At 71.7% G+C, this 20488-nt stretch carries 19 protein-coding genes and 1 riboswitch; of the genes, 9 read left to right on the top strand and 10 right to left on the bottom strand.

Going from position 1 to position 20488, the window contains the following annotated elements; translation table 11 throughout:
• The first annotated feature begins 33 nt into the window (after positions 1–33).
• A complete protein-coding gene (locus FKN01_RS15940) occupies positions 34–954 on the top strand; it encodes an SGNH/GDSL hydrolase family protein (protein WP_143620893.1) in 921 nt (306 codons plus the stop codon).
• Between the two features lie 162 nt (positions 955–1116).
• Here FKN01_RS15940 and groL read toward each other — a convergent pair whose 3' ends face one another.
• The 4 genes from groL to thrC all read right to left on the bottom strand — a co-directional run bounded on the left by groL (position 1117) and on the right by thrC (position 5238).
• Positions 1117–2739 (bottom strand): chaperonin GroEL, encoded by a 1623-nt coding sequence (gene groL, locus FKN01_RS15945; protein WP_018101572.1) that lies wholly within the window; start codon positions 2737–2739, stop codon positions 1117–1119.
• A 337-nt stretch (positions 2740–3076) separates the two neighbouring features.
• Positions 3077–3283: a cold-shock protein gene (locus FKN01_RS15950; protein ID WP_003967346.1), complete on the bottom strand. Its 207-nt coding sequence runs from the start codon at positions 3281–3283 to the stop codon at positions 3077–3079.
• A 355-nt stretch (positions 3284–3638) separates the two neighbouring features.
• Complete coding sequence (locus FKN01_RS15955; RefSeq protein ID WP_018101573.1) at positions 3639–3917, bottom strand: MoaD/ThiS family protein; 279 nt, start codon at positions 3915–3917, stop codon at positions 3639–3641.
• A gap of 28 nt (positions 3918–3945) precedes the next feature.
• Entirely contained in the window at positions 3946–5238 is a 1293-nt protein-coding gene (thrC, locus tag FKN01_RS15960) for a threonine synthase (protein ID WP_143620895.1), read from the bottom strand.
• Between the two features lie 17 nt (positions 5239–5255).
• Positions 5256–5382, bottom strand: a riboswitch (SAM riboswitch).
• A 153-nt stretch (positions 5383–5535) separates the two neighbouring features.
• Between thrC and FKN01_RS15965 the strand changes: the two genes are divergently transcribed.
• Positions 5536–6474: a glucosyl-3-phosphoglycerate synthase gene (locus tag FKN01_RS15965; RefSeq protein ID WP_143620897.1), complete on the top strand. Its 939-nt coding sequence runs from the start codon at positions 5536–5538 to the stop codon at positions 6472–6474.
• A gap of 64 nt (positions 6475–6538) precedes the next feature.
• On the top strand, positions 6539–7930 hold the full coding sequence (locus FKN01_RS15970) for a trehalose-6-phosphate synthase (RefSeq protein WP_143620899.1): 1392 nt from the start codon (positions 6539–6541) through the stop codon (positions 7928–7930).
• Positions 7931–7982: 52 nt separating this feature from the next.
• Here FKN01_RS15970 and otsB read toward each other — a convergent pair whose 3' ends face one another.
• The 3 genes from otsB to FKN01_RS15985 form a co-directional block, all read right to left on the bottom strand.
• Positions 7983–8828 carry a trehalose-phosphatase gene (otsB, locus tag FKN01_RS15975; RefSeq protein WP_143620901.1) on the bottom strand — a complete coding sequence of 282 codons (846 nt, stop codon included), beginning with the start codon at positions 8826–8828 and terminating at the stop codon, positions 7983–7985.
• Between the two features lie 309 nt (positions 8829–9137).
• Positions 9138–9398, bottom strand: coding sequence for a DUF3263 domain-containing protein (locus tag FKN01_RS15980; protein ID WP_143620903.1), 261 nt, complete (start codon positions 9396–9398; stop codon positions 9138–9140).
• 44 nt (positions 9399–9442) lie between these two features.
• Complete coding sequence (locus tag FKN01_RS15985; protein WP_185992865.1) at positions 9443–10660, bottom strand: extracellular solute-binding protein; 1218 nt, start codon at positions 10658–10660, stop codon at positions 9443–9445.
• A gap of 326 nt (positions 10661–10986) precedes the next feature.
• Here FKN01_RS15985 and FKN01_RS15990 point away from each other — a divergent pair, with 326 nt between their 5' ends.
• The 5 genes from FKN01_RS15990 to FKN01_RS16010 all read left to right on the top strand — a co-directional run bounded on the left by FKN01_RS15990 (position 10987) and on the right by FKN01_RS16010 (position 16088).
• Positions 10987–11892, top strand: a complete 906-nt coding sequence (locus FKN01_RS15990; RefSeq protein ID WP_143620905.1) for an SIS domain-containing protein — start codon at positions 10987–10989, stop codon at positions 11890–11892.
• Positions 11893–12024: 132 nt separating this feature from the next.
• On the top strand, positions 12025–12918 hold the full coding sequence (locus FKN01_RS15995; protein ID WP_260696914.1) for an ROK family protein: 894 nt from the start codon (positions 12025–12027) through the stop codon (positions 12916–12918).
• Entirely contained in the window at positions 12918–14078 is a 1161-nt protein-coding gene (nagA, locus tag FKN01_RS16000) for an N-acetylglucosamine-6-phosphate deacetylase (RefSeq protein ID WP_143620909.1), read from the top strand. Before FKN01_RS15995 ends, nagA begins: the two co-directional genes overlap by 1 nt.
• Positions 14079–14228: 150 nt before the next feature.
• A complete protein-coding gene (locus tag FKN01_RS16005) occupies positions 14229–15173 on the top strand; it encodes a 1-phosphofructokinase family hexose kinase (RefSeq protein ID WP_143620911.1) in 945 nt (314 codons plus the stop codon).
• Between the two features lie 63 nt (positions 15174–15236).
• On the top strand, positions 15237–16088 hold the full coding sequence (locus tag FKN01_RS16010) for a class II fructose-bisphosphate aldolase (protein WP_143620913.1): 852 nt from the start codon (positions 15237–15239) through the stop codon (positions 16086–16088).
• A 67-nt stretch (positions 16089–16155) separates the two neighbouring features.
• Here the strand turns inward: FKN01_RS16010 and FKN01_RS16015 are convergent, their stop codons facing one another.
• Together FKN01_RS16015 and cdgB are read right to left on the bottom strand one after the other, a co-directional pair.
• Positions 16156–17127 (bottom strand): carbohydrate-binding protein, encoded by a 972-nt coding sequence (locus tag FKN01_RS16015; RefSeq protein ID WP_143620915.1) that lies wholly within the window; start codon positions 17125–17127, stop codon positions 16156–16158.
• Positions 17128–17270: 143 nt separating this feature from the next.
• Positions 17271–18902, bottom strand: a complete 1632-nt coding sequence (gene cdgB / locus FKN01_RS16020; protein WP_143620917.1) for a diguanylate cyclase CdgB — start codon at positions 18900–18902, stop codon at positions 17271–17273.
• 268 nt (positions 18903–19170) lie between these two features.
• Here cdgB and FKN01_RS16025 point away from each other — a divergent pair, with 268 nt between their 5' ends.
• Positions 19171–19734, top strand: a complete 564-nt coding sequence (locus tag FKN01_RS16025; RefSeq protein WP_185992858.1) for a flavin reductase family protein — start codon at positions 19171–19173, stop codon at positions 19732–19734.
• A 169-nt stretch (positions 19735–19903) separates the two neighbouring features.
• On the opposite strand, the gene arfB is transcribed toward FKN01_RS16025, so the two are convergent.
• Entirely contained in the window at positions 19904–20338 is a 435-nt protein-coding gene (arfB, locus tag FKN01_RS16030; RefSeq protein WP_143620921.1) for an alternative ribosome rescue aminoacyl-tRNA hydrolase ArfB, read from the bottom strand.
• Between the last annotated feature and the right edge of the window lie 150 nt (positions 20339–20488).

Genomic DNA, 20488 nt, shown 5'->3' on the forward strand with positions numbered 1-20488 from the left:
CCGCGGACCGCCGGACTTCCAGGGGAGGACATGATGACGCATCGGACGCGTCCGGGCCGGGCCGTATCCAAGCGACGCACCGCCGTCGCGCTGGCCGCGCTGAGCAGCTGCGCGCTCACGGCCGGCTTCACCGGCACGGCCTCGGCGGCGCCGGGGGGCGCGCACGGCGCACCCCGCACCTCCTACGTGGCGCTGGGCGACTCCTACACCTCCGGCCCGCTGATACCCACGCAGGTCGACGCGAACTGCGCCCGGTCCGACCACAACTACCCGTCGATCACCGCGCGCGAGCGCCACATCTCCTCGTTCACCGACGTGAGCTGCGGCGGCGCGACGACCGCGGAGATGTGGCAGGCCCAGGGCACCAACGGGCCCCAGCTGGACGCGGTGAAACGCGACACGGATCTCGTGACCCTGCAGATCGGCGGCAACGACATCGGCTTCGGCTCCATCATCGGCACCTGTGCCGCCCTCGGCGCCAAGGACCTCGCCGGCAATCCCTGCAAGCAGCACTACACGGCAGCCGGCCACGACCAGCTGACGCTGAAGATCCTCCAGACGGCGCCCAAGGTCGCCCGCGTGCTGCGGGAAGTGCACCGCAAGGCCCCCCACGCGCGCGTGGTCGTCGTCGGCTATCCGGACCTCCTTCCCGAGGACGGCACCGGCTGCTACCCCCAGGTCCCGTTCGCCGCGAAGGACTTCCCCTACCTGCGGGACACCGAGAAGCGCCTCAACCTGATGCTGCGCGCGGTGGCGCTGCTGAACCGGGCCGACTACGTGGACACCTACGGGCCGACGGTCGGCCACGACATGTGCAAGGCACCCGCCGACCGGTGGATCGAGCCCCTGGTCCCGGCGGCGCCCGCCGCTCCGGCCCACCCCAACGCGAAGGGCGAGGAGGTCATGGCACAGGCCCTCCTGAAGACCCTCGGCCGGGGCCCCGGGCGCCACTGACCCCTGCCCGGTCGGTCCCACCGGCAGCGTGACCTCCGAGTCCGCGTGCACCGTCACGCGTACACGCGGCGAGGCACGCGTACACACGACGACACCGGCCCCCGGGGACGCATCCCCGGGGGCCGGTGTCTCGGTACTGCTGGAACTGCCGATCCGTCAGGATCAGAAGTCCATGTCACCGCCCGGCATGCCGCCCGGAGCGGCCGCGGCGGCCTTCTCCGGCTTGTCGGCGATGACGGCCTCGGTGGTGAGGAACAGCGCGGCGATCGACGCGGCGTTCTGCAGGGCGGAGCGCGTGACCTTCGCCGGGTCGAGGATGCCCTCGGCGATCATGTCGACGTACTCGCCGGTCGCGGCGTTCAGGCCGTTGCCGACGGGGAGGTTGCGGACCTTCTCCACGACGACGCCACCCTCAAGACCACCGTTGACGGCGATCTGCTTCAGCGGGGCCTCAAGCGCGAGCTTGACGGCGTTGGCGCCGGTCGCCTCGTCGCCCGAGAGCTCCAGCTTCTCGAAGACGGCCGAAGCCTGGAGCAGAGCCACGCCACCACCGGCGACGATGCCCTCCTCGACGGCGGCCTTGGCGTTGCGCACCGCGTCCTCGATGCGGTGCTTGCGCTCCTTCAGCTCGACCTCGGTCGCGGCACCGGCCTTGATGACGGCCACGCCGCCGGCCAGCTTCGCCAGGCGCTCCTGGAGCTTCTCGCGGTCGTAGTCCGAGTCGGAGTTCTCGATCTCGGCACGGATCTGGTTGACGCGGCCCTGGACCTGGTCGCTGTCACCGGCGCCGTCGACGATCGTCGTCTCGTCCTTGGTGATGACGACCTTGCGGGCGCGGCCGAGCAGGTCGAGACCGGCGTTCTCCAGCTTGAGGCCGACCTCCTCGGAGATGACGGTGCCGCCCGTGAGGATGGCGATGTCACCGAGCATGGCCTTGCGGCGGTCGCCGAAGCCCGGGGCCTTGACGGCGACGGACTTGAAGGTGCCGCGGATCTTGTTGACGACCAGGGTCGACAGGGCCTCGCCCTCGACGTCCTCGGCGATGATCAGCAGCGGCTTGCCGGACTGCATGACCTTCTCCAGCAGCGGAAGGAGGTCCTTCACGTTGCTGACCTTGGAGTTCACGATCAGGATGTACGGGTCGTCCAGGGACGACTCCATGCGCTCCATGTCGGTGGCGAAGTACGCCGAGATGTAGCCCTTGTCGAAGCGCATACCCTCGGTGAGCTCCAGCTCCAGACCGAAGGTCTGGGACTCCTCGACGGTGATGACGCCTTCCTTGCCGACCTTGTCCATGGCCTCGGCGATGAGCTCGCCGATCTGGGTGTCGGCGGCGGAGATGGAGGCGGTCGAAGCGATCTGCTCCTTGGTCTCCACGTCCTTGGCCTGCTCCAGGAGGGCGGCGGAGACGGCCTCGACGGCCTTCTCGATGCCCCGCTTGAGAGCCATCGGGTTCGCACCCGCGGCCACGTTGCGCAGGCCCTCGCGGACGAGCGCCTGGGCGAGAACGGTGGCGGTGGTCGTACCGTCGCCGGCGACGTCGTCCGTCTTCTTGGCGACCTCCTTGACCAGCTCCGCACCGATCTTCTCGTACGGGTCCTCCAGCTCGATCTCCTTGGCGATGGACACACCATCGTTGGTGATCGTGGGGGCGCCCCACTTCTTCTCGAGGACGACGTTGCGACCCTTGGGGCCAAGGGTGACCTTGACGGCGTCGGCGAGCTGGTTCATGCCGCGCTCGAGACCGCGCCGGGCCTCCTCGTCGAACGCGATGATCTTGGCCATGTGAAGTGGTCCTCCCGGACAGGGGTGGATTGCTCCGGACCGAGTGGCGCCCGCGACGGACGGCCTGCGTGCCCTGCGGTTCCTTCCCCGCCTGGCGTGCGGGCCTCACCGGCCCGGTCCAAATTCTGTCACTCTCACCTGGAGAGTGCTAAGCCCAATGATTAGCACTCGACCCCCGAGAGTGCAAGCGTCGGCCTCGGCATGTGGACAACCACCGGGTCACCCCAGGGATCGCCTCCGGGCCGCCCCCGGACACGCCCCGGACGCGCGAAGGGGCCCGTACCCCTAGGTACGGACCCTTCGTACGTGCGTGGCGTCGCGGCCGACGTGCCGGGCTTCAGCCGACGGCGAGCTTGACCATGTCCGCCTGCGGCCCCTTCTGGCCCTGCGAGATCTCGAACTCGACCCGCTGACCTTCTTCGAGGGTGCGGTACCCGTCCATCTGGATCGCGCTGTAGTGGACGAATACATCCGCACCACCGTCGACCGCGATGAAGCCGTACCCCTTCTCCGCGTTGAACCACTTGACGGTGCCCTGAGCCATGCCTAACTCCCCTGTAACGTGTGTGCGCCGAAGCGCGTCGACCGCGGCTGAATGTATCTGCCCAACTGCCCTGTGCGACAGGTCAATCGGACGACAATTCTGCGCAGCACCGATCGCCCGAATATGGGGAATTCATGAGCTTGCGGGGCAAGTCGGGCCCGGCAAAGACGACTTATGGCGCAAGTGGGCCGGGCACATTGGCTGCTTCTGATCGTGGCGCGGCGCATTCTCATATGCGAGGGGCACGGGCAGCGAAGGGGACTTCCCACACTCTACCCCGCTCAACCATGCAGAATTGCCCCCTCCGCTTCTCTCGCGGAGGGGGCAACTACGGTGACGCAGCGGAGTCGTCGGCTCAGCAGCCGCCGGCCACGGCGGGGATGATCGAGACGCCGGCACCGTCCGGGGTCGCCGCGTCCAGGCCGCCTTCAAAGCGCACGTCGTCGTCGTTGACGTACACGTTGACGAAGCGGCGCAGCTTGCCCTGGTCGTCCAGCACGCGGGCGGCGATGCCCGGGTGGTCCTTCTCCAGCGAGGCGATGACCTCGGAGAGGGTCGCGCCCTCGGCCGGAACCTCGGCCTGGCCGCCGGTGTAGGTGCGGAGGATGGTGGGAATGCGGACCTTGACGCTCATGGCGGTGCCTTCCTGAAGTCTCGGGTGGTCAGCTGGTGGCGAGTCCGGCGGCGCGGAAGGCGTCCAGGCTCGGGCGGATCGTGGCGGTCGCCTGCGAGGTGTCGGCCACCGCGTCCAGCGTCTTGAGGCCGTCACCCGTGTTCAGGACGACGGTGGTGAGCGCCGGGTCGAGCAGGCCGGCCTCGATCAGCTTCTTCGTCACGCCGACCGTCACCCCGCCCGCCGTCTCGGCGAAGATGCCCTCGGTGCGGGCCAGCAGCTTGATCGCGTCCACGACCTGCTCGTCGTTCACGTCCTCGACGGCGCCGCCGGTGCGGCGGGCGATGTCCAGGACGTACGGCCCGTCGGCCGGGTTGCCGATCGCGAGGGACTTGGCGATCGTGTTCGGCTTCTGCGGGCGGACCACGTCGTGACCGGCCTTGAAGGCGGTGGAGACCGGGGAGCAGCCCTCGGCCTGGGCACCGAAGATCTTGTACGGCTTGTCCTCGACCAGGCCGAGCTTGATCAGCTCCTGGAGGCCCTTGTCGATCTTCGTCAGCTGCGAGCCGGACGCGATCGGGATGACGATCTGGTCGGGCAGCCGCCAGCCGAGCTGCTCGCAGATCTCGTACGCCAGCGTCTTGGAACCCTCGCCGTAGTACGGGCGCAGGTTCACGTTGACGAAGCCCCAGCCCTCGCCCAGCGGGTCGCCGATGAGCTCGGAGCAGAAGCGGTTGACGTCGTCGTAGTTGCCCTCGATGCCGACCAGCTCACCGCCGTACACCGCGGCCATGACGACCTTGCCCTGCTCCAGGTCGTGCGGGATGAACACGCAGGAGCGCAGGCCCGCCCGGGACGCGGCGGCGCCGACCGCCCCGGCGAGGTTGCCGGTCGAGGAGCAGGAGAGCGTGGTGAAGCCGAAGGCGCGGGCGGCCTCGACGGCGATCGCGACGACGCGGTCCTTGAAGGAGTGCGTCGGATTGCCGGAGTCGTCCTTCACGTACAGGCCGCCGGTCACACCCAGCTCACGGGCGAGGTTGTCGGCCTTGACCAGCTTGGTGAAGCCGGGGTTGAGATTGGGCTTGTCGGCCACGTCGGCGGGCACCGGCAGCAGCGGCGCGTAACGCCAGATGCTGTTCGGGCCGGCCTCGATGCGCTTCTTCAGCTCGTCGGGGGAACCGCTCGGCAGGTCGTACGCCACTTCGAGCGGCCCGAAACAGGACGCGCAGGCGAAAATGGGACCGAGTGCGAACCGTTCACCGCACTCGCGGCAGGAAAGGGCCGCGGCGGGACCGAGGTCCACGGAAGTTCCGGTGTGTGCTGCGACAGTCTCAACAGCCATGATGGCGAGGCCCTTTCTCCTCATCTTCCTCACGACGCGTTTCGCCGCGAGACGGAATTGGCACCTTCCCCACCTGACCTCGCGGTCGGCAGGAGGGTTGCCGGGACTTCAACGGGCCGTTCCCTCTGTCCCTCTGGATGAGCGCTGTGGCGACGGACCATGGATCCGCGCGTTTGTCGGCGGACCGACCCCGGCATGCGATGGCCGTCCGCGTTGTTCAAGACTGTAACCGAAGGACCGGGCGGGTGAGACAGGCGTCCGTACCGCGAGATGGATCACATACAGGGAGTATCGACCGTGCTCGAAGAGGTCGAACGCTGGCTGACCAGGCGTTCCTGGTCGGCCGCCGACCACCCGCCGGCGAGCGTGCGGGGTGCCGCGGACGGTACGGGCGTCAGCGTCGTTCTACCGGCCCTCAACGAGGCCGCGACCGTCGGGGACATCGTCGCGACGATCCGGCGCGAGCTGATGGAGCGCGTTCCGCTGGTCGACGAGCTGGTCGTGATCGACTCGGGCTCCACGGACGCCACCGCCGAGGTCGCCCGCCGCGCGGGCGCCCGGGTCGTCCACCGGGACGCGATCCTGCCCCGGCTGCCCGCCGTCCCCGGCAAGGGCGAGGTGCTGTGGCGGTCGCTCCTGGTGACCAGCGGCGACATCCTGTGCTTCATCGACGCGGACCTGAAGGACTTCTCGGCCGACTTCGTCTCCGGCATCGTCGGCCCGCTCCTCGCCCGCCCCGAGGTGCAGTTCGTCAAGGCGATGTACGACCGGCCGCTCGGCGAGCTGCCCGGCCAGGGCGGCCGCGTCACCGAGCTGGTGGCCCGCCCCCTGCTGAACCTGCACTGGCCGCTCCTCGCGGGCTTCGTCCAGCCGCTGGGCGGCGAGTACGCCGTACGCCGCTCGCTCCTGGAGCGGCTGCCGTTCCCGGTCGGTTACGGGGTCGAGCTCGGGCTGCTCGTGGACGCGCTGCACACCGTGGGCCTCGACGCCCTGGCCCAGGTGGACGTCGGCGTCCGCGTCCACCGCCACCAGGACGGCCAGGCGCTCGGCCGGATGGCCGCCGCGATCTACCGCACCGCGCAGGTGCGGCTCTCCCGGGGCCATCTGGTGCGCCCCTCGCTGACCCAGTTCGAACGGGGACCGGACGGATTCGTCCCGCACACCTACCCGGTGGACACGCGGGAGAGGCCGCCCATGTGCGAGATCGAGGAGTACCTGGCACGCCGTGCGGCCTGATCGCGATCCCACTCCGTCCGACTTCGTACGTTTGGGCGGATCGGGTTCGGGCTAGATTCCGGCCATGGTCTCCGAGCACGCCCCCCAGCCCGCTGCCCAGGTCCTCGTCGCGTCCAACCGCGGCCCCGTCTCGTACGCCCTGGGCGACGACGGCACCCTCGAAGCGAAACGGGGCGGAGGCGGACTCGTCTCCGGCCTCAGCGCCGTCGACGACAAGATGTGGGTCTGCGCCGCCCTCGGCGACGGCGACCGCGAGGCGGTGCGCCGAGGGGTCGGCGAGCCGGGCGTCCGGATGCTCGACATCGACGCCGGGGTGCACGCCGACGCGTACAACGGCATCGCCAACTCCGTGCTGTGGTTCGTCCACCACATGCTGTACCAGACGCCCGTCGAGCCCGTCTTCGACGCGGAGTTCCGCAGGCAGTGGGCCTCCTTCGAGACGTACAACCGCGCCTTCGCCGAGGCGCTGGCCGAGGAGGCGGGCGAGGGCGCGGCGGTCCTCGTGCAGGACTACCACCTCTCGCTGGTCCCCGGCATGCTCCGCGAGCTCCGCCCCGACCTGCGGATCGGCCACTTCTCACACACCCCGTGGGCACCCGTCGACTACTTCCGGCTGCTCCCCGACGACATCGCCGAACAGCTGCTGCACGGCATCCTCGGCGCCGACCGCGCCGCCTTCCTGACCCGCCGCTGGGCGGACGCCTTCATCGGCTGCTGTACGGAGATCCTGGGCGGCACCGGCCGCACCCGCGTCGGCGTGCACGGCCTCGGCGCCGACGCCGGATTCCTGCGGAGCCGGGCGCACGAGGCGGACGTGGACGAGCGCATGGCGGCCCTGCGCGAGCAGATCGGACCCGACCGGAAGACCGTCGTCCGGGTCGACCGCACGGAGCTGTCCAAGAACATCGTCCGGGGCCTCCACGCCTACCGCACCCTGCTGGAGGAACGCCCCGAGTGGCGCGAACGCGTCGTGCACGTCGCCTTCGCCTACCCCTCGCGCCAGGACCTCGCGGTCTACCGGGAGTACACCGCGGAGGTCCAGCAGGTCGCCGACGCGATCAACAAGACGTACGGCACGGCCGGCTGGACCCCGGTCGTCCTGCACGTCAAGGACGACTTCGCCCGCTCGCTCGCCGCGTACCGGCTGGCCGACGTCGCCCTCGTCAACCCGATCCGCGACGGCATGAACCTCGTCGCCAAGGAGGTCCCCGTCGTCTCCGACGAGGGCTGCGCGCTGGTCCTGTCCCGGGAGGCCGGCGCGTACGAGGAGCTGGGCGAGAACGCGTTCACGGTCAACCCGTACGACGTCTCCGCCACGGCGGACGCGCTGCACGAGGCGCTGACGCTCCCGGACGACGTGCGGGCCGCCCGCACGGAACGGCTGGCCGAGGCGGCGACCGCGCTGCCGCCGCAGCAGTGGTTCCTGGACCAGCTGGAGGCGCTGCGGCGCGACTAGGACGATCCCCCGCCGATCCGGCCGACGCGCTCGCGGAGGCGCTTCGGCGCGACTACGGCTTTCCCCCGCCGATCCGGTCGGCGAGCTCCCGCAGGTACTCCACGACCGCACCCGGCCCCGGCAGGGCGAGGTCGGCGCGCTCGGCCAGCTCCGGCACCTCGGCGCTCCCGCTGCAGATGAGCAGGCCGGGGACGGGGACCGCCGGGTCCGTGCGCAGCTTCTCCACGGCGGCGTACGCGGCGAGGTCGCCCAGGTCGTCGCCCGCGTACAGCACGGACCTGGCGCCGATCTCGCGCACGTACTCGGTGAGCGCGACGCCCTTGTCCATGCCCGGGGGGCGCAGTTCCAGGACCAGCCGCCCCGGTTCCACCATCAGTCCGTGCAGCGCGGCCAGCGCGCCCAGGGGCCCGCGCAGCGCGTCGAACGCCGCCTGCGGGTCGGCGGCGCGCCGGGTGTGCACGGCGAGGGCGCGGCCCTTGTCCTCGGTCCAGGTCTCGTCCCGGAGGCCGGCATCCGCCAGCACGCCGGGGAGTGCGGCGCGCACGGCCGCGACGCCGGGGTGCGGGGCGGGGGCGCGCACCGCCCCGGTCGCGGCGTCCCAGCGCTCGGCCCCGTAGTGCCCGAGCACGACGAGGTGGTCGAGCCCCTCGACCCCGGCGACCCCGGCATACCGCACGGCGACTTCGGCGGGGCGCCCGGTGATCACGGCCACGGACGCGACCTTGGGCGCGAGGGCGGCGAGCGCCCGCACGGCTCCGGGGTGCGCCCGGGCCTGTTCCGGGTCCGGCACGATGTCCGCCAGCGTCCCGTCGAAGTCGAGCGCGACGAGGGCCTCGGCCGGCCGGGCGAGGATGGCGTCGAGTCCAGTGCGGCCTGCGATTGTCTGCGGGGTGCCCATACGGTGAGCGTATCGCCGCGCGTCCCTGATGCGGGGGCGCTGCCCCCGTACCCCCGCTGCTCAATCGCCGCAGGGGCTTGATGTGGCCGACGCGCTACCCAGCCCCACCGGCGATCAAGCCGCAGGTCCAGGGGTGGGAGCCCCGAGCCGGGCCTCGGCGCGAAACGGGGCCCGGCGCGAAACCGGGCCTCGGCGCGAAACCAAGCCCCGCCGGCGATTGAGGCGCCGGGGGCCGGGGCGGCGGCCCGGTTCGGGGAGGGGCGGGTAGGGGAACGGGCCCGCCGCAGGCGTACCGCAACCGCGCGCGCCCTACCGCCTCCCCCGCCGAGCCTCCCGTACGCGCCGGAGGCGATTCACCGTCACGGGGTCCTCCTCCAGCGCCCGCCGGTCGTCCAGCAACGCGTTCAGCAGCTGGTAATACCGTGTCGGCGACAGCCCGAGCCGCTCGCGGATCGCCCGCTCCTTCGCCCCCGCCCCCGCCCACGACTGCCGCTCCACCGCGAGGACGGCGCGGTCCCGGTCGGACAGCGGCGCGGAGTCGGCGGGGCCGTTCGGGGGGTGGGCGGTCATATCAGCCAATATATGGCGCGTCCCGTCCTCATGGAACGCGGAGACTACTCCGCCGCCTCCGCCTGCACCGCGTCCCGCGATATCCGCGTCAGCACGCTCTCCGGATTCGCCCCCGGCTGCACCGCCTTGCCGATGTTCTCCTTGATCGACTCGCTCGCCGCCGCCCAGGACGTCTTGCCGAACGGATAGAACTCCGACTCCGGCAGGGCCGCCAGGAACTGGTGCAGCGGCTTGTACTTGGCGTCGTCCTCCATCGCCGCGGACGCGCTGCCCGTGACCGGCAGCATGTCGTACATGTCGGCGAACTCGATCACGTTCTTGTCGGTGAACAGGTAGTCGAAGAACTTCCCGATCTCGACCCGGTGATCGTTCTGCTTGAAGCCCATGATCCAGTCGGCGACGCCCATGGACCCCTCGGTGGGGCCGTGCTCGCCGGGCAGCGGGACCATGCCGACCTCGACGCCCTGCTTCTGCGCCTCCTCCATCAGCGTGGGGTGGCCGTTGAGCATGCCGACCTTCCCCTTCGAGAACTCCTCGAACGCCTTCGCGCGGTTCAGCTTGCCGGGGGCGACCGGGCCGACGAGGCCCTTGTCCACGAGGTTCGTCTTCAGCCAGTCGAACGTCTTGACGTTCGCCTCGGAGGCGATGTCGTACGAGCCGACCTCGTCGGTGTAGCCGCCGCCCCCGCTGAGCATCCACATCAGCGTCTCGGCCTGGGACTCCTCCGGACCGAGCGGCAGCGCGAAGGGGTAGGACACCCCGCGCTGTTCGAGCGCGGTGGCGTCGGAGGCTATGTCGCTCCAGGTCTTGGGGGCGTGCAGGCCGGCCTGCGAGAACAGCTTCTTGTTGTAGAAGAGCAGCCGTGTGGAGGCGACGAACGGCAGGCCGTACTGGATGCGGTTGACCTGGCCCGCGCCGATCAGCTTCGGCAGGAAGTTGGCCTGGGTCGGGATGCTCAGCATCTCGTCGGCCGAGTAGAGCTTCCCGGCCTTCGCGTAGTCCGCGTAGGCGCCGATCTGCGCGATGTCGGGGGCCTTGCCGTCCTTGACCATCTTGGCGACCTCGCGGTCGACGTCGGTCCAGGGCAGGACGGTCACCTCGACCTTGATGCCGGGGTGGGACGCCTCGAAGCCGCGGGCGATGCCGTCCCAGTACTTGTCGGACTTGTTCGCCTCGCTCGTGCCGTAGTCGGCCGCGACCAGCTTCAGCGTCACGTCGCCGGAGCCGCCGCCGGAGCCGCAGCCCGACAGCGTCGCCGTCATGCCCAGCACGGCGACAGCCGCCGTCAGTCCCAAGTAACGCCGCTGCACAGCTCAGTCCGTCCTCGTCGATTGCACTGCCCGCGCCTCCCGCATACGCACGGGGCACTCCGGGTGAGCTGCGATTTTCCCCGCCACCGACACAGAGGTCTACACCACGGAGGTATCGCTTCCACAACGCAGCAGCATTGCACGGGGCCCACGGCGACTGCTAAGTAGGTCTGGACGTACGGGCCTTATTGGTCCAGACCTTCAATCGACGGTGCGTCAGTTTCCGTACGGGCCGAGCCCGTCGCCCCGACCCCGCCCCGACCGAGGAGCCGCTCCGCATGTCGCGTACCGCAACCGAGATTGCCACCCAGCCCAGCTGCTGGCGGCGTGCCGCGCAGGCGGGCGCGGAGTTCGAGGGGCTGCCGAAGCCCGGCGAGCGCGTCGCCGTCACGGGGTGCGGCACCTCGTGGTTCATGGCCATCGCGTACGCAGCCCTGCGGGAGGCCGCGGGGCAGGGCGAGACGGACGCGTACGCCTCCTCGGAGTTCCCGGTGGGGCGCCCGTACGACCGGGTGGTCGCGATCACCCGTTCCGGTACGACGAGCGAGGTGCTGGCGCTCCTGCGCGAGCTGCGCGGAAGGACCGCGACCGTCGCACTGACCGGCGACCCGAAGACGCCGGTCATGGAGGCCGCCGACGCGGTCGCGGTGCTGGACTGGGCGGACGAGGAGTCCGTGGTCCAGACCCGGTTCGCGACGACCGCGCTCGCCTTCCTGCGGGCGGGCCTGGAGGCGGCCGGTCCGCTTCCCGCGGGTGTGAAGACGGTCGCCGAGGCGGCGGTCGACGCGGAGCTGGCGGTGACCGAGCCGCTGGACGAGGCGGTGGTCGCGGCCGAGCAGTGGACGTTCCTGGGGCGCGGCTGGACCTACGGGCTCGCCCAGGAGGCCGGGCTGAAGATGCGCGAGGCGGCCGGCGCCTGGACCGAGTCGTACCCGGCGATGGAGTACCGCCACGGCCCGATCGCGATCACCGGTCCGAACCGGGTGGCCTGGGTCTTCGGCGCCCTGCCCGAAGGGCTGGCCGGGGAGGTGGCGGCGGTCGGCGGGACGCTGGTCGCCAACGGGACGGCGGACCCGATGGCCGACCTGATCCGCGCGCAGCGGCTCGCGGTGGTCCTGGCCGAGTCGAAGGGGTACGACCCCGACCACCCCCGCAACCTCTCGCGCAGCGTGATCCTGCCGTAGCGGGCGCAACCGGTACCGGGATTTTGTATGGATGCGCAACAAACAGCACTAGTGGACTAGACCTTTTGGATCGCTCGGGCGAAACTGTTCCACGTGAAACACGTCATCGCCCTCGATGTGGGCGGCACCGGAATGAAGGCCGCACTGGTCGGGGCCGACGGCGCCCTGCTCCACGAGGCACGGCGCGCGACCGGCAGAGAGCGCGGCCCCGACGCCGTCGTGGAGTCGATCCTCGCCTTCGCCGCCGACCTGCGCGCGTACGGTGAGGAGCACTACGGCGAGAGCGCCCTCGCGGCCGGTGTCGCCGTGCCCGGCATCGTGGACGCGGAGCAGGGGATCGCCGTCTACGCGGCGAACCTGGGCTGGCGCGACGTACCCATGCGGCGGCTGCTCGGCGAACGGCTCGGCGGCGTGCCCGTGGCGCTCGGCCACGACGTCCGCACCGGCGGGCTCGCCGAGGGCCGGATCGGCGCCGGCCAGGGCGCCGACCGCTTCCTCTTCATCCCGCTCGGCACCGGGATCGCCGGAGCCATCGGCATCGCCGGCGCGATCGAGGAGGGCGCCCACGGCTACGCGGGCGAGATCGGCCACATCGTGATCCGGCCGGACGGCCCGGAGTGCGGCTGCGGCCAGCGCGGCTGCCTGGAGACCCTGGCCTCCGCCTCCGCCGTCAGCCGCGCCTGGGCGGTCGCGTCCGGCGACCCGAAGGCGGACGCCGCCGACTGCGCCAAGGCCGTCGAGTCCGGCGACCCGAAGGCCGTCGAGGTCTGGCAGAACGCCGTCGACGCGCTCGCCGCCGGACTCGTCACCGCGCTCACCCTGCTGGACCCGCGCACGCTCATCATCGGTGGCGGGCTCGCCGAGGCCGGGGAAACCTTGTTCACACCACTCCGTGCGGCCGTCGAGGAACGCGTCACGTTCCAGAAGCTGCCCCACATCGTCCCGGCGGCCCTCGGGGACACCGCCGGATGCCTGGGCGCAGGGCTGCTCGCCTGGGATCTACTCTCCACGGAGGTATCCGCCTGATGGCCGGACGCGCAGACAGCACCGTTCTCGCAGGGGCCCGGGTGGTACTGCCCACCGGCACCGTCGAGGGCGGCCGGGTGACCGTCGAAGGCACCCGCATCTCCGGCACCCAGGCCGAGAACGCCCCGGTCCTGGACCTCTCCGGCCACTGGATCGTCCCGGGCTTCGTGGACATGCACAACCACGGCGGCGGCGGCGCGTCCTTCACCTCCGGCACCGTGGACGAGGTCCTGACCGGCGTCCGCACCCACCGCGAGCACGGCACCACCACCCTCGTCGCCTCCACGGTCACCGGTGAGATGGACTTCCTCGCCGAGCGCGCCGGCATCCTCTCGGAACTGGTCGAACAGGGCGACCTCGCCGGCATCCACTTCGAGGGCCCCTTCATCTCCCCCTGCCGCAAGGGCGCCCACAGCGAGGCCCTCCTGCGCCACCCGGACCCGGCCGAGGTCCGCAAGCTGATGGACGCCGCGCGCGGCACCGCGAAGATGTTCACCCTCGCCACGGAGCTGCCCGGCGGCATCGACTCCGTACGGCTGCTCGCCGAGCACGGCGTCATCGCGGCCATCGGCCACACCGACGCCACGTACGAGCAGACCGTCGAGGCGATCGACGCCGGCGCCACCGTCGCCACGCACCTCTACAACGCGATGCCCGGCATCGGACACCGCGCGCCCGGCCCGATCACCGCGCTCCTGGAGGACGAGCGGATCACCGTCGAGCTGATCAACGACGGCACGCACCTGCACCCGGCCGCGCTCGGACTGGCCTACCACCACGCGGGCGCCGACCGCGTCGCCCTCATCACCGACGCCATGGACGCGGCCGGCTTCGGCGACGGCCGCTACCAGCTCGGCCCGCTCGCCGTGAACGTCGAGAACGGCGTCGCCCGGCTGGTCGAGGGCAACTCCATCGCCGGCTCCACCCTCACCCTGGACACCGCCTTCCACCGCGCCGTGACCATCGACCGCATCCCCGTCGAGGACGTCGTCACCTCCATCTCCGCCAACCCGGCGCGGCTCCTCGGCGTCTACGACAAGGTCGGCTCGCTGGAGCCCGGAAAGGACGCCGACCTGGTCGTCCTGGACGAGGACTTCCGGCTCAAGGGCGTCATGCGCAAGGGCGAATGGATCGTCCGCCCCGAGGCCGCGGCGGGCTGAACGCGTACGTAACGAAGAGACGGCGGTTGGCCCCGAGGTCTGGGCCGACCGCCACCTCTTTGGCATGATCACCTGGGAAACCAGCACGGAAAGCGCGTTCCGGCAAGGAAACAGCGCGCAGCACGGACCGAACGCGAAAGGGCGGCCGCGGTGATCCTCACGGTCACGCTGAACACGGCACTCGACCTCACCTACTCCGTTCCCGCCCTCGTACCGCACTCCAGCCACCGGGTGACCGACCACTCCGAGCGCCCCGGCGGCAAGGGCATCAACGTCGCCCGCGTCCTCACCGCCCTCGGCCACGACACCGTCGTCACCGGCTTCGCCGGCGGCACCACCGGGACCGTCCTGCGCGACCTGCTCGCCGCGCTCCCCCGGCAGGACGCCTCCCTCACCGACGCGCTCGTCCCCGTCTCCGGCGACACCCGCCGCACCATCGCCGTGGCCGACGCGGCCACCGGCGACACCACCCAGTTCAACGAGGCCGGACCGCACGTCACCGCCGGCGAATGGGCCGCCTTCCTCGACGCGTACGCCGGTCTGCTGAAGACCGCCGACGCCGTCGCCCTGTGCGGCAGCCTCCCGCCCGGCATCCACGTCGGCGCGTACGGCGAACTCGTCCGGCTCGCCCGCACCGCCGGCGTCCCCGTCCTCCTGGACACCAGCGGCGAACCGCTGCGCCGGGGCATCGCCGCCCGCCCCGACCTGATCAAGCCGAACGCCGACGAACTCGCCCAGCTCACCGGCTCCCGCGAGCCCCTGCGTGCCACCCGCGACGCCCGCCGCCGGGGCGCCCACGGCGTCATCGCCTCGCTCGGCCCGGACGGCATGCTCGCCGTCACCCCGGACGGCGTCTGGCGGGCCTCGCCGCCCGCACCCGTCAAGGGCAACCCGACCGGAGCGGGCGACTCCGCGGTGGCCGGGCTGCTCTCCGGCCTCGTGGAGTCCCTGAGCTGGCCGGACCGGCTGCGCCGGGCGGTGGCACTGTCGACGGCGACCGTGCTGGCCCCCACCGCGGGCGACTTCGACCGCACGGCGTACGAGGAGCTGCTGCCGCGCGTCGCCATCGAGGAACACGCAGCGGGGGCGGCCTGAGCGCCGCGCCCCGCCCCGCACCGGGCCCGCCCGCCGGACCGGAGAAACAATCAGAGGTCAGCAATGCCGCTCGTCAGCACCGGTGAACTCGTCTCGGCCGCCCAGGCCCGGGGACGCGGGATCGCCGCCTTCAACGTCATCACCCTGGAACACGCGGAGGCCATCGCCACCGGCGCCGAACGCGCCGGCGCGCCCGCCATCCTCCAGATCTCCGAGAACGCCGTGAAGTTCCACGGCGGCCGGCTCACCGCCATAGCCGCGGCCGCCGCCGCGGTCGCCCGCACCTCGTCCGCGCCGCTCGCCCTGCACCTCGACCACGTCGAATCCGTCGACCTGCTCCACCAGGCCCACGACGAGGGCTTCGGCTCCGTGATGTTCGACGCGTCCAAGCTCACCTACGAGGACAACGTCCGGGCCACCGCGGAGGCCGTCGCCTGGGGCCACGAGCGCGGCATCTGGATCGAGGCCGAACTCGGCAAGGTCGGCGGCAAGGAGGGCGAGGCCCCGCTCGACGCCCACGCCCCCGGCGTCCGCACCGACCCGGCCGAGGCCGCCGCGTACGTCGCCGCGACCGGCGTGGACGCCCTCGCCGTCGCGGTCGGCTCCTCGCACGCCATGACCGAGCGCACCGCCGCCCTCGACCATGAGCTGATCGGCCGGCTCCGCGCCGCCGTCCCCGTCCCGCTCGTCCTGCACGGCTCCAGCGGCGTCCCGGACGACGAGATCCGCCAGGCCGTCGCCACGTCCGGCATGGTCAAGATCAACGTCGGCACCGCCCTGAACACCGCGTTCACCGGCGCCGTCCGCGCCCACCTGGCCGAGAACACCACGGGCGTCGATCCCCGCAAGTACATCGCCCCCGGCCGCGAGGCCATGGCCGCGACGGTCGCGGCCTTCCTCGCCCTGATGGGCTGACCGGACCCGGGAAACGCACCGGCCCCCTCGCCCGGAGGCGAGGGGGCCGGATGGTGTGCGGCGCCGGTCAGCGGGTCTGGTGACCGGCCTCCAGCGACAGCTGGTCCAGATTGGCGTCGCACTGATCGCCCTCGTTGCACGAGATCATCAGCGTGTTCTGGCCCTTGACGAGGTTGACGTAGGCGTACGTCGTCGTCCAGCCCTTCTCCAGATCGCCCTCGGGGGCGTTGGCGAAGTTCTTCATGTTGATGCCGCGCGGGGCCTCGGAGTTGACCGTCAGCGAGGTCTTGGCGTCCTTGCCCGGCACGCCGTACGTCACGAACAGCGTGTACTCACCGGCCTCCGGCACCTCGACCGTCCAGGTCGCCGAGCGGCCCACCTCGTTGAGGTTGATGTACTGCCCGTTCGCGCTCTTGGCGCCCTTCACGGAGTTGTCGAGCCGCGCCGTGCCGCCCAGGTGGAGCGAGGCCGCGTCCTGCTTCGGAAGCTCCGCCGGGGCCGACGAGCTCGGGGAGGACTCCGGGGTCGGGGACTGCTCGACCTGCTCGCCCGGGCTCTCGGAGGCCGTCGCCTCGGCCTTCTTGTCCTTGTCGCCGTCGCTCGTCATCAGCGCCACGCCGATGCCGACCAGCACCACCGCGACGACCGCGACCGCCGCGATCAGCAGCCCCTTGGTGTTCGGGCCGCCCTTGCCGGAACCACCGCGCCCGCCCTGGTGCGGCACCTGCGCGGTGGCCGCGCCGCCGGGATACGTCTCCGGAGCGGCGTACTGCGGGCTGGGCCGGCCGTACTGGCCCTGGGGCGCCTGCGGCGGATAGCCGTACGCCTGCTGCTGCGGCGCCTGCTGCCCGTACTGGCGCTCGCCGACGGTTCGCACCTGGTTGTACGAGGTCCGGGGCACACCCGGCTGGGCGGCGGGACCCGGGTAGCCGTAGCCGCCCTGCCCCGGCGGCTGCGCACCGGCCGCCTGCCCGTCCGCGTAGAGGTAGCCGAACGGATCGTCGTCCTCGGGTGTGCTCGCGCCGTTGTTCCCGGCCATCCCTGGGTCACTCCTCACCATGTCGCCAGCCGTCGCCGAATATCGCCAGCCGTCGCCGACCGGCCGAGCCTACCTCGAATGGACGATGTCAAGAATTGACACGGGCCTCGGCGGGAACCCGGCCGAAGACGCGCGGAAGAACGTCAGCCGGCCCTGCGGTGAACCTTCGAACGCGACCGCTTCTCCACGTACATCCGCTGGTCGGCGGAGGCCAGCACCTCTTCCGCGGTCATCCCGCAGGCCGCCCAGCCGATGCCGAAACTCGCCCCCACGCGCACCGCGCGGCCGTCGACCCGAATGGGCGGAATGATCGCGTTCCGCAGGCGAACGGCCAGGTCAGCCGCGTCCGCCGCGCCCAGGCCGTCCGCGAGGACGACGAATTCGTCACCCCCGAGCCGGGCGACGGTGTCCCCGTCCCGGACACAGGTGGTCAGCCGCCGGGCCACCTCGATGAGCACCGCGTCACCCGTGTGGTGCCCGAAGCGGTCGTTGATCGACTTGAAGCCGTCCAGGTCGCAGAAGAGGACCGCGAGCCCCTTCGCCCCGTCGTCCAGCGATGTGTCCGGCGCCACCACGTGCACATGGTGGTCGAAGGGGTGCGCGCCCGGACCGCCGGCCGGGTAGCCCCGCGTCTCGTCCACGTCCCCGTACGCCGCGTCCAGCGCCTCCACGTCGGTCGTCGCCGCCGCGTCCGGGCGGGCGCACAGCCGGGCGCCGAGCCGGGTCCGCAGCTCCGCGCTGTTGGGCAGCCCGGTGAGCGCGTCGTGCGAGGCGCGGTGGGCGAGGTTCAGCTCATGGCGCTTGCGCTCCTCGATGTCCTCCACGTGCGTCAGCAGGAAGCGCGGCCCGTCCGCCGTGTCCGCGACGACGGAGTTGCGCAGCGACACCCACACGTACGTGCCGTCCCGCCGGCCCAGGCGCAGCTCGGCCCGGCCGCCCTCGGCGGAGGTGCGGAGCAGGGTGCCGATGTCCTCGGGGTGGACCAGGTCGGCGAAGGAGTAGCGGCGCAGCACCGACGCGGGGCGGCCGAGCAGCCGGCACAGCGCGTCGTTCGTCCGCAGCAGCCGCCCCTGCTGGTCACCGCCGAGCTCGGCGATCGCCATGCCGCTGGGGGCGTACTCGAAGGCCTGGCGGAAGGATTCCTCACTGGCCCGGAGCGCCTGCTGCTCGCGCTCCAGCCGGACCAGGGCCCGCTGCATGTTGGCCCGGAGCCGGGCGTTGCTGATCGCGATGGCGGACTGCGAGGCGTACATGTGGAGCGCCTCGCGGCCCCAGGCGCCCGGGCGGCGTCCGTTGCGCGGCCGGTCGACGGATATGACGCCCAGGAGGTCCGAGCCGCCGCCGGACGTGTACATCGGGGCGTACAGCCGGTCCTGCGGGTGCCACTCGTCCTCGAAGCGGGGCTCGGGGCCCTCCGTGTGCCACTGCGGCACGTCGTCGTCGAGGAGGACCCAGCCCTCGGTGTGCGGTATGAACCGCAGCCCGTCCCACGCCTCGCCCATGAGGAGCCGGCGCTCCCAGGAGGCCCGGGAGCCGACCCGGCCGGTGATCAGGGCCTCGGCGGCGTGGTTCCCGGCGAGGGCGGCGACGACGAGGTCGCCGTCGGGGCGGACGAGGTTGACGCAGGCAAGCTCGTAACCGAGATTGGCGACGATCCCGTCGGCCACGGTCTGCAATGTGTCGGCCAGGCTCCGCGCCGTGTTGAGGTCGGCCACGGCCTGGTGCAGCTGCCGCATCGTCGCGAGACGGACGTAGGGCTCCGACTCGGCGTCCATCGCTCGCACTCCCCGAGACCTCGACAGCACTCCAGAATTCATATCGACGTACTTGACGTACTTACTGCAGTGTCACCGCCACTGAATCACAGCGAGCTGTGCACTCGGTACACAGGGTCAGCAAATATTGCACTCTGTGACTCAAGTCACAGACGAGCGGGAAGAGGCCACCGCAGGTCAGCGGGGTGGCGGGAGCCCGGGGTCCTAGGACCCGGCTGGTCCCCTGGCCCGATGCGGGCGGCCCCGGCGCGCGGCTAGCGTTCCCGGTGTGTTGCAGACGAAACCCCCCACCCCGCGTACCGAGCCCGTCCCCCATGCTGAGGGGGTGAGCAACGAAGAGTTCCGTGCCGCCCTGTCCCGGCTGGCGGCCGGCGTGGTGCTGGTCACCGCCCAGGAGCCGCCGCTCGACGAGGGCGGACGCGGTGAGGACGTCGGCATGACCGCGACCGCCTTCATGTCCGTGTCCCTGGACCCGCCGCTGGTCATGGTGAGCCTGCGCAACGACTCCCGGATGGACGACCTGCTCGCGGAGCAGCCGCTGTGGGCGGTGTCCGTGCTGGCGGAGAGCCAGCGGCACATCGCGGGACGGTTCGCGATGAAGGGCCGGATCAGCGACCGGCTGCTCTTCGAGGACATCCCGTACGTACGCGGCGAGGTCAGCGGCGCCCCGCTGGCGGGCGGCGCGCTCGCGACGCTGGAGTGCCGCACGGAGCAGCGGGTGGTCGCGGGCGACCACACCCTGGTGATCGGCCGGGTGCTGGCGGCCCGGGTGCCGAACGGGGACGGCGGGCCCCTGACGTACTTCCGGGGGAAGTACCGGCAGCTGGGCTGAACCGGGCGGACGGGGGCCTGGGCCGGCCGGGCAGGGGCCGGGCGGGCCGGGGCCGGTCGGGCCTGGGCCAGGCGGACCGGGGCCAGACGGACCGGGCGAGCGCGCCCTGCACCAGGCGGACCGGGGCCTGGCGGGCCGGGGCCGGGGCGTCTGCGGCGCTGGGAGTCGCCTACCAGTCGCGCCCCGAGCGGCCCCGCTTTGTATCGCCGCGCTGCTTCTTCTCGCGCAGCCGGCGCTCGTTGATCCCGCGGGGGACCTTCTTCTTCACGCGCGGCCTGGGCGGCGGGGCGGACGCCTCCGCCAGGAGGGCCGCGAGGCGTACCGCGGCCGTCTCGCGGTTGCGCCACTGCGAACGGTGCTCGGAGGCGCGTACCGCGATCACACCGCCGGTCAGCCGGCCCGCCAGCCTTTCCAGCGCGCGCTCCTTCCACACCTCGGGCAGCGCCTCGGTGGCCGCGAGGTCGAAGCGCAGCTCGACCTGCGAGTCGCTGGTGTTGACGTGCTGGCCGCCGGGGCCGGAGGACCGCGAGAAACGCCACATGAGCTCGGCCTCCGGCAGGGAGACCGAACCTCGGATGACATAGGGCCCGGACATGTCACCCATGTTCCCCGCCCCGCCGGCGGTTCGTCACCTCTTTTTGCGGCGCCCCGGCCCCCTTCGGCAAAGAAAGTAAAGGCGCGCGGAACCTCACGGTCCCCTGTCGGCGTTAAGACCTGTGACGGTAGCTTCGTGACCGCGAAGCCCGCACCCGAC

The sequence above is a fragment of the Streptomyces sp. 130 genome (assembly GCF_007096885.1).
Taxonomy (GTDB): domain Bacteria; phylum Actinomycetota; class Actinomycetes; order Streptomycetales; family Streptomycetaceae; genus Streptomyces.

Excerpts from the sequence above, each read along its gene's own strand:
- FKN01_RS15940 (WP_143620893.1), top strand. The coding sequence starts at position 34 with ATGACGCATCGGACGCGTCCGGGCCGGGCCGTATCCAAGCGACGCACC.
- groL (WP_018101572.1), bottom strand. The coding sequence starts at position 2,739 with ATGGCCAAGATCATCGCGTTCGACGAGGAGGCCCGGCGCGGTCTCGAG.
- FKN01_RS15950 (WP_003967346.1), bottom strand. The coding sequence starts at position 3,283 with ATGGCTCAGGGCACCGTCAAGTGGTTCAACGCGGAGAAGGGGTACGGC.
- FKN01_RS15955 (WP_018101573.1), bottom strand. The coding sequence starts at position 3,917 with ATGAGCGTCAAGGTCCGCATTCCCACCATCCTCCGCACCTACACCGGC.
- thrC (WP_143620895.1), bottom strand. The coding sequence starts at position 5,238 with ATGGCTGTTGAGACTGTCGCAGCACACACCGGAACTTCCGTGGACCTC.
- FKN01_RS15970 (WP_143620899.1), top strand. The coding sequence starts at position 6,539 with ATGGTCTCCGAGCACGCCCCCCAGCCCGCTGCCCAGGTCCTCGTCGCG.
- otsB (WP_143620901.1), bottom strand. The coding sequence starts at position 8,828 with ATGGGCACCCCGCAGACAATCGCAGGCCGCACTGGACTCGACGCCATC.
- FKN01_RS15980 (WP_143620903.1), bottom strand. The coding sequence starts at position 9,398 with ATGACCGCCCACCCCCCGAACGGCCCCGCCGACTCCGCGCCGCTGTCC.
- FKN01_RS15985 (WP_185992865.1), bottom strand. The coding sequence starts at position 10,660 with ATGACGGCGACGCTGTCGGGCTGCGGCTCCGGCGGCGGCTCCGGCGAC.
- FKN01_RS15990 (WP_143620905.1), top strand. The coding sequence starts at position 10,987 with ATGTCGCGTACCGCAACCGAGATTGCCACCCAGCCCAGCTGCTGGCGG.
- FKN01_RS15995 (WP_260696914.1), top strand. The coding sequence starts at position 12,025 with ATGAAGGCCGCACTGGTCGGGGCCGACGGCGCCCTGCTCCACGAGGCA.
- nagA (WP_143620909.1), top strand. The coding sequence starts at position 12,918 with ATGGCCGGACGCGCAGACAGCACCGTTCTCGCAGGGGCCCGGGTGGTA.
- FKN01_RS16010 (WP_143620913.1), top strand. The coding sequence starts at position 15,237 with ATGCCGCTCGTCAGCACCGGTGAACTCGTCTCGGCCGCCCAGGCCCGG.
- FKN01_RS16015 (WP_143620915.1), bottom strand. The coding sequence starts at position 17,127 with ATGGCCGGGAACAACGGCGCGAGCACACCCGAGGACGACGATCCGTTC.
- cdgB (WP_143620917.1), bottom strand. The coding sequence starts at position 18,902 with ATGGACGCCGAGTCGGAGCCCTACGTCCGTCTCGCGACGATGCGGCAG.
- arfB (WP_143620921.1), bottom strand. The coding sequence starts at position 20,338 with ATGGGTGACATGTCCGGGCCCTATGTCATCCGAGGTTCGGTCTCCCTG.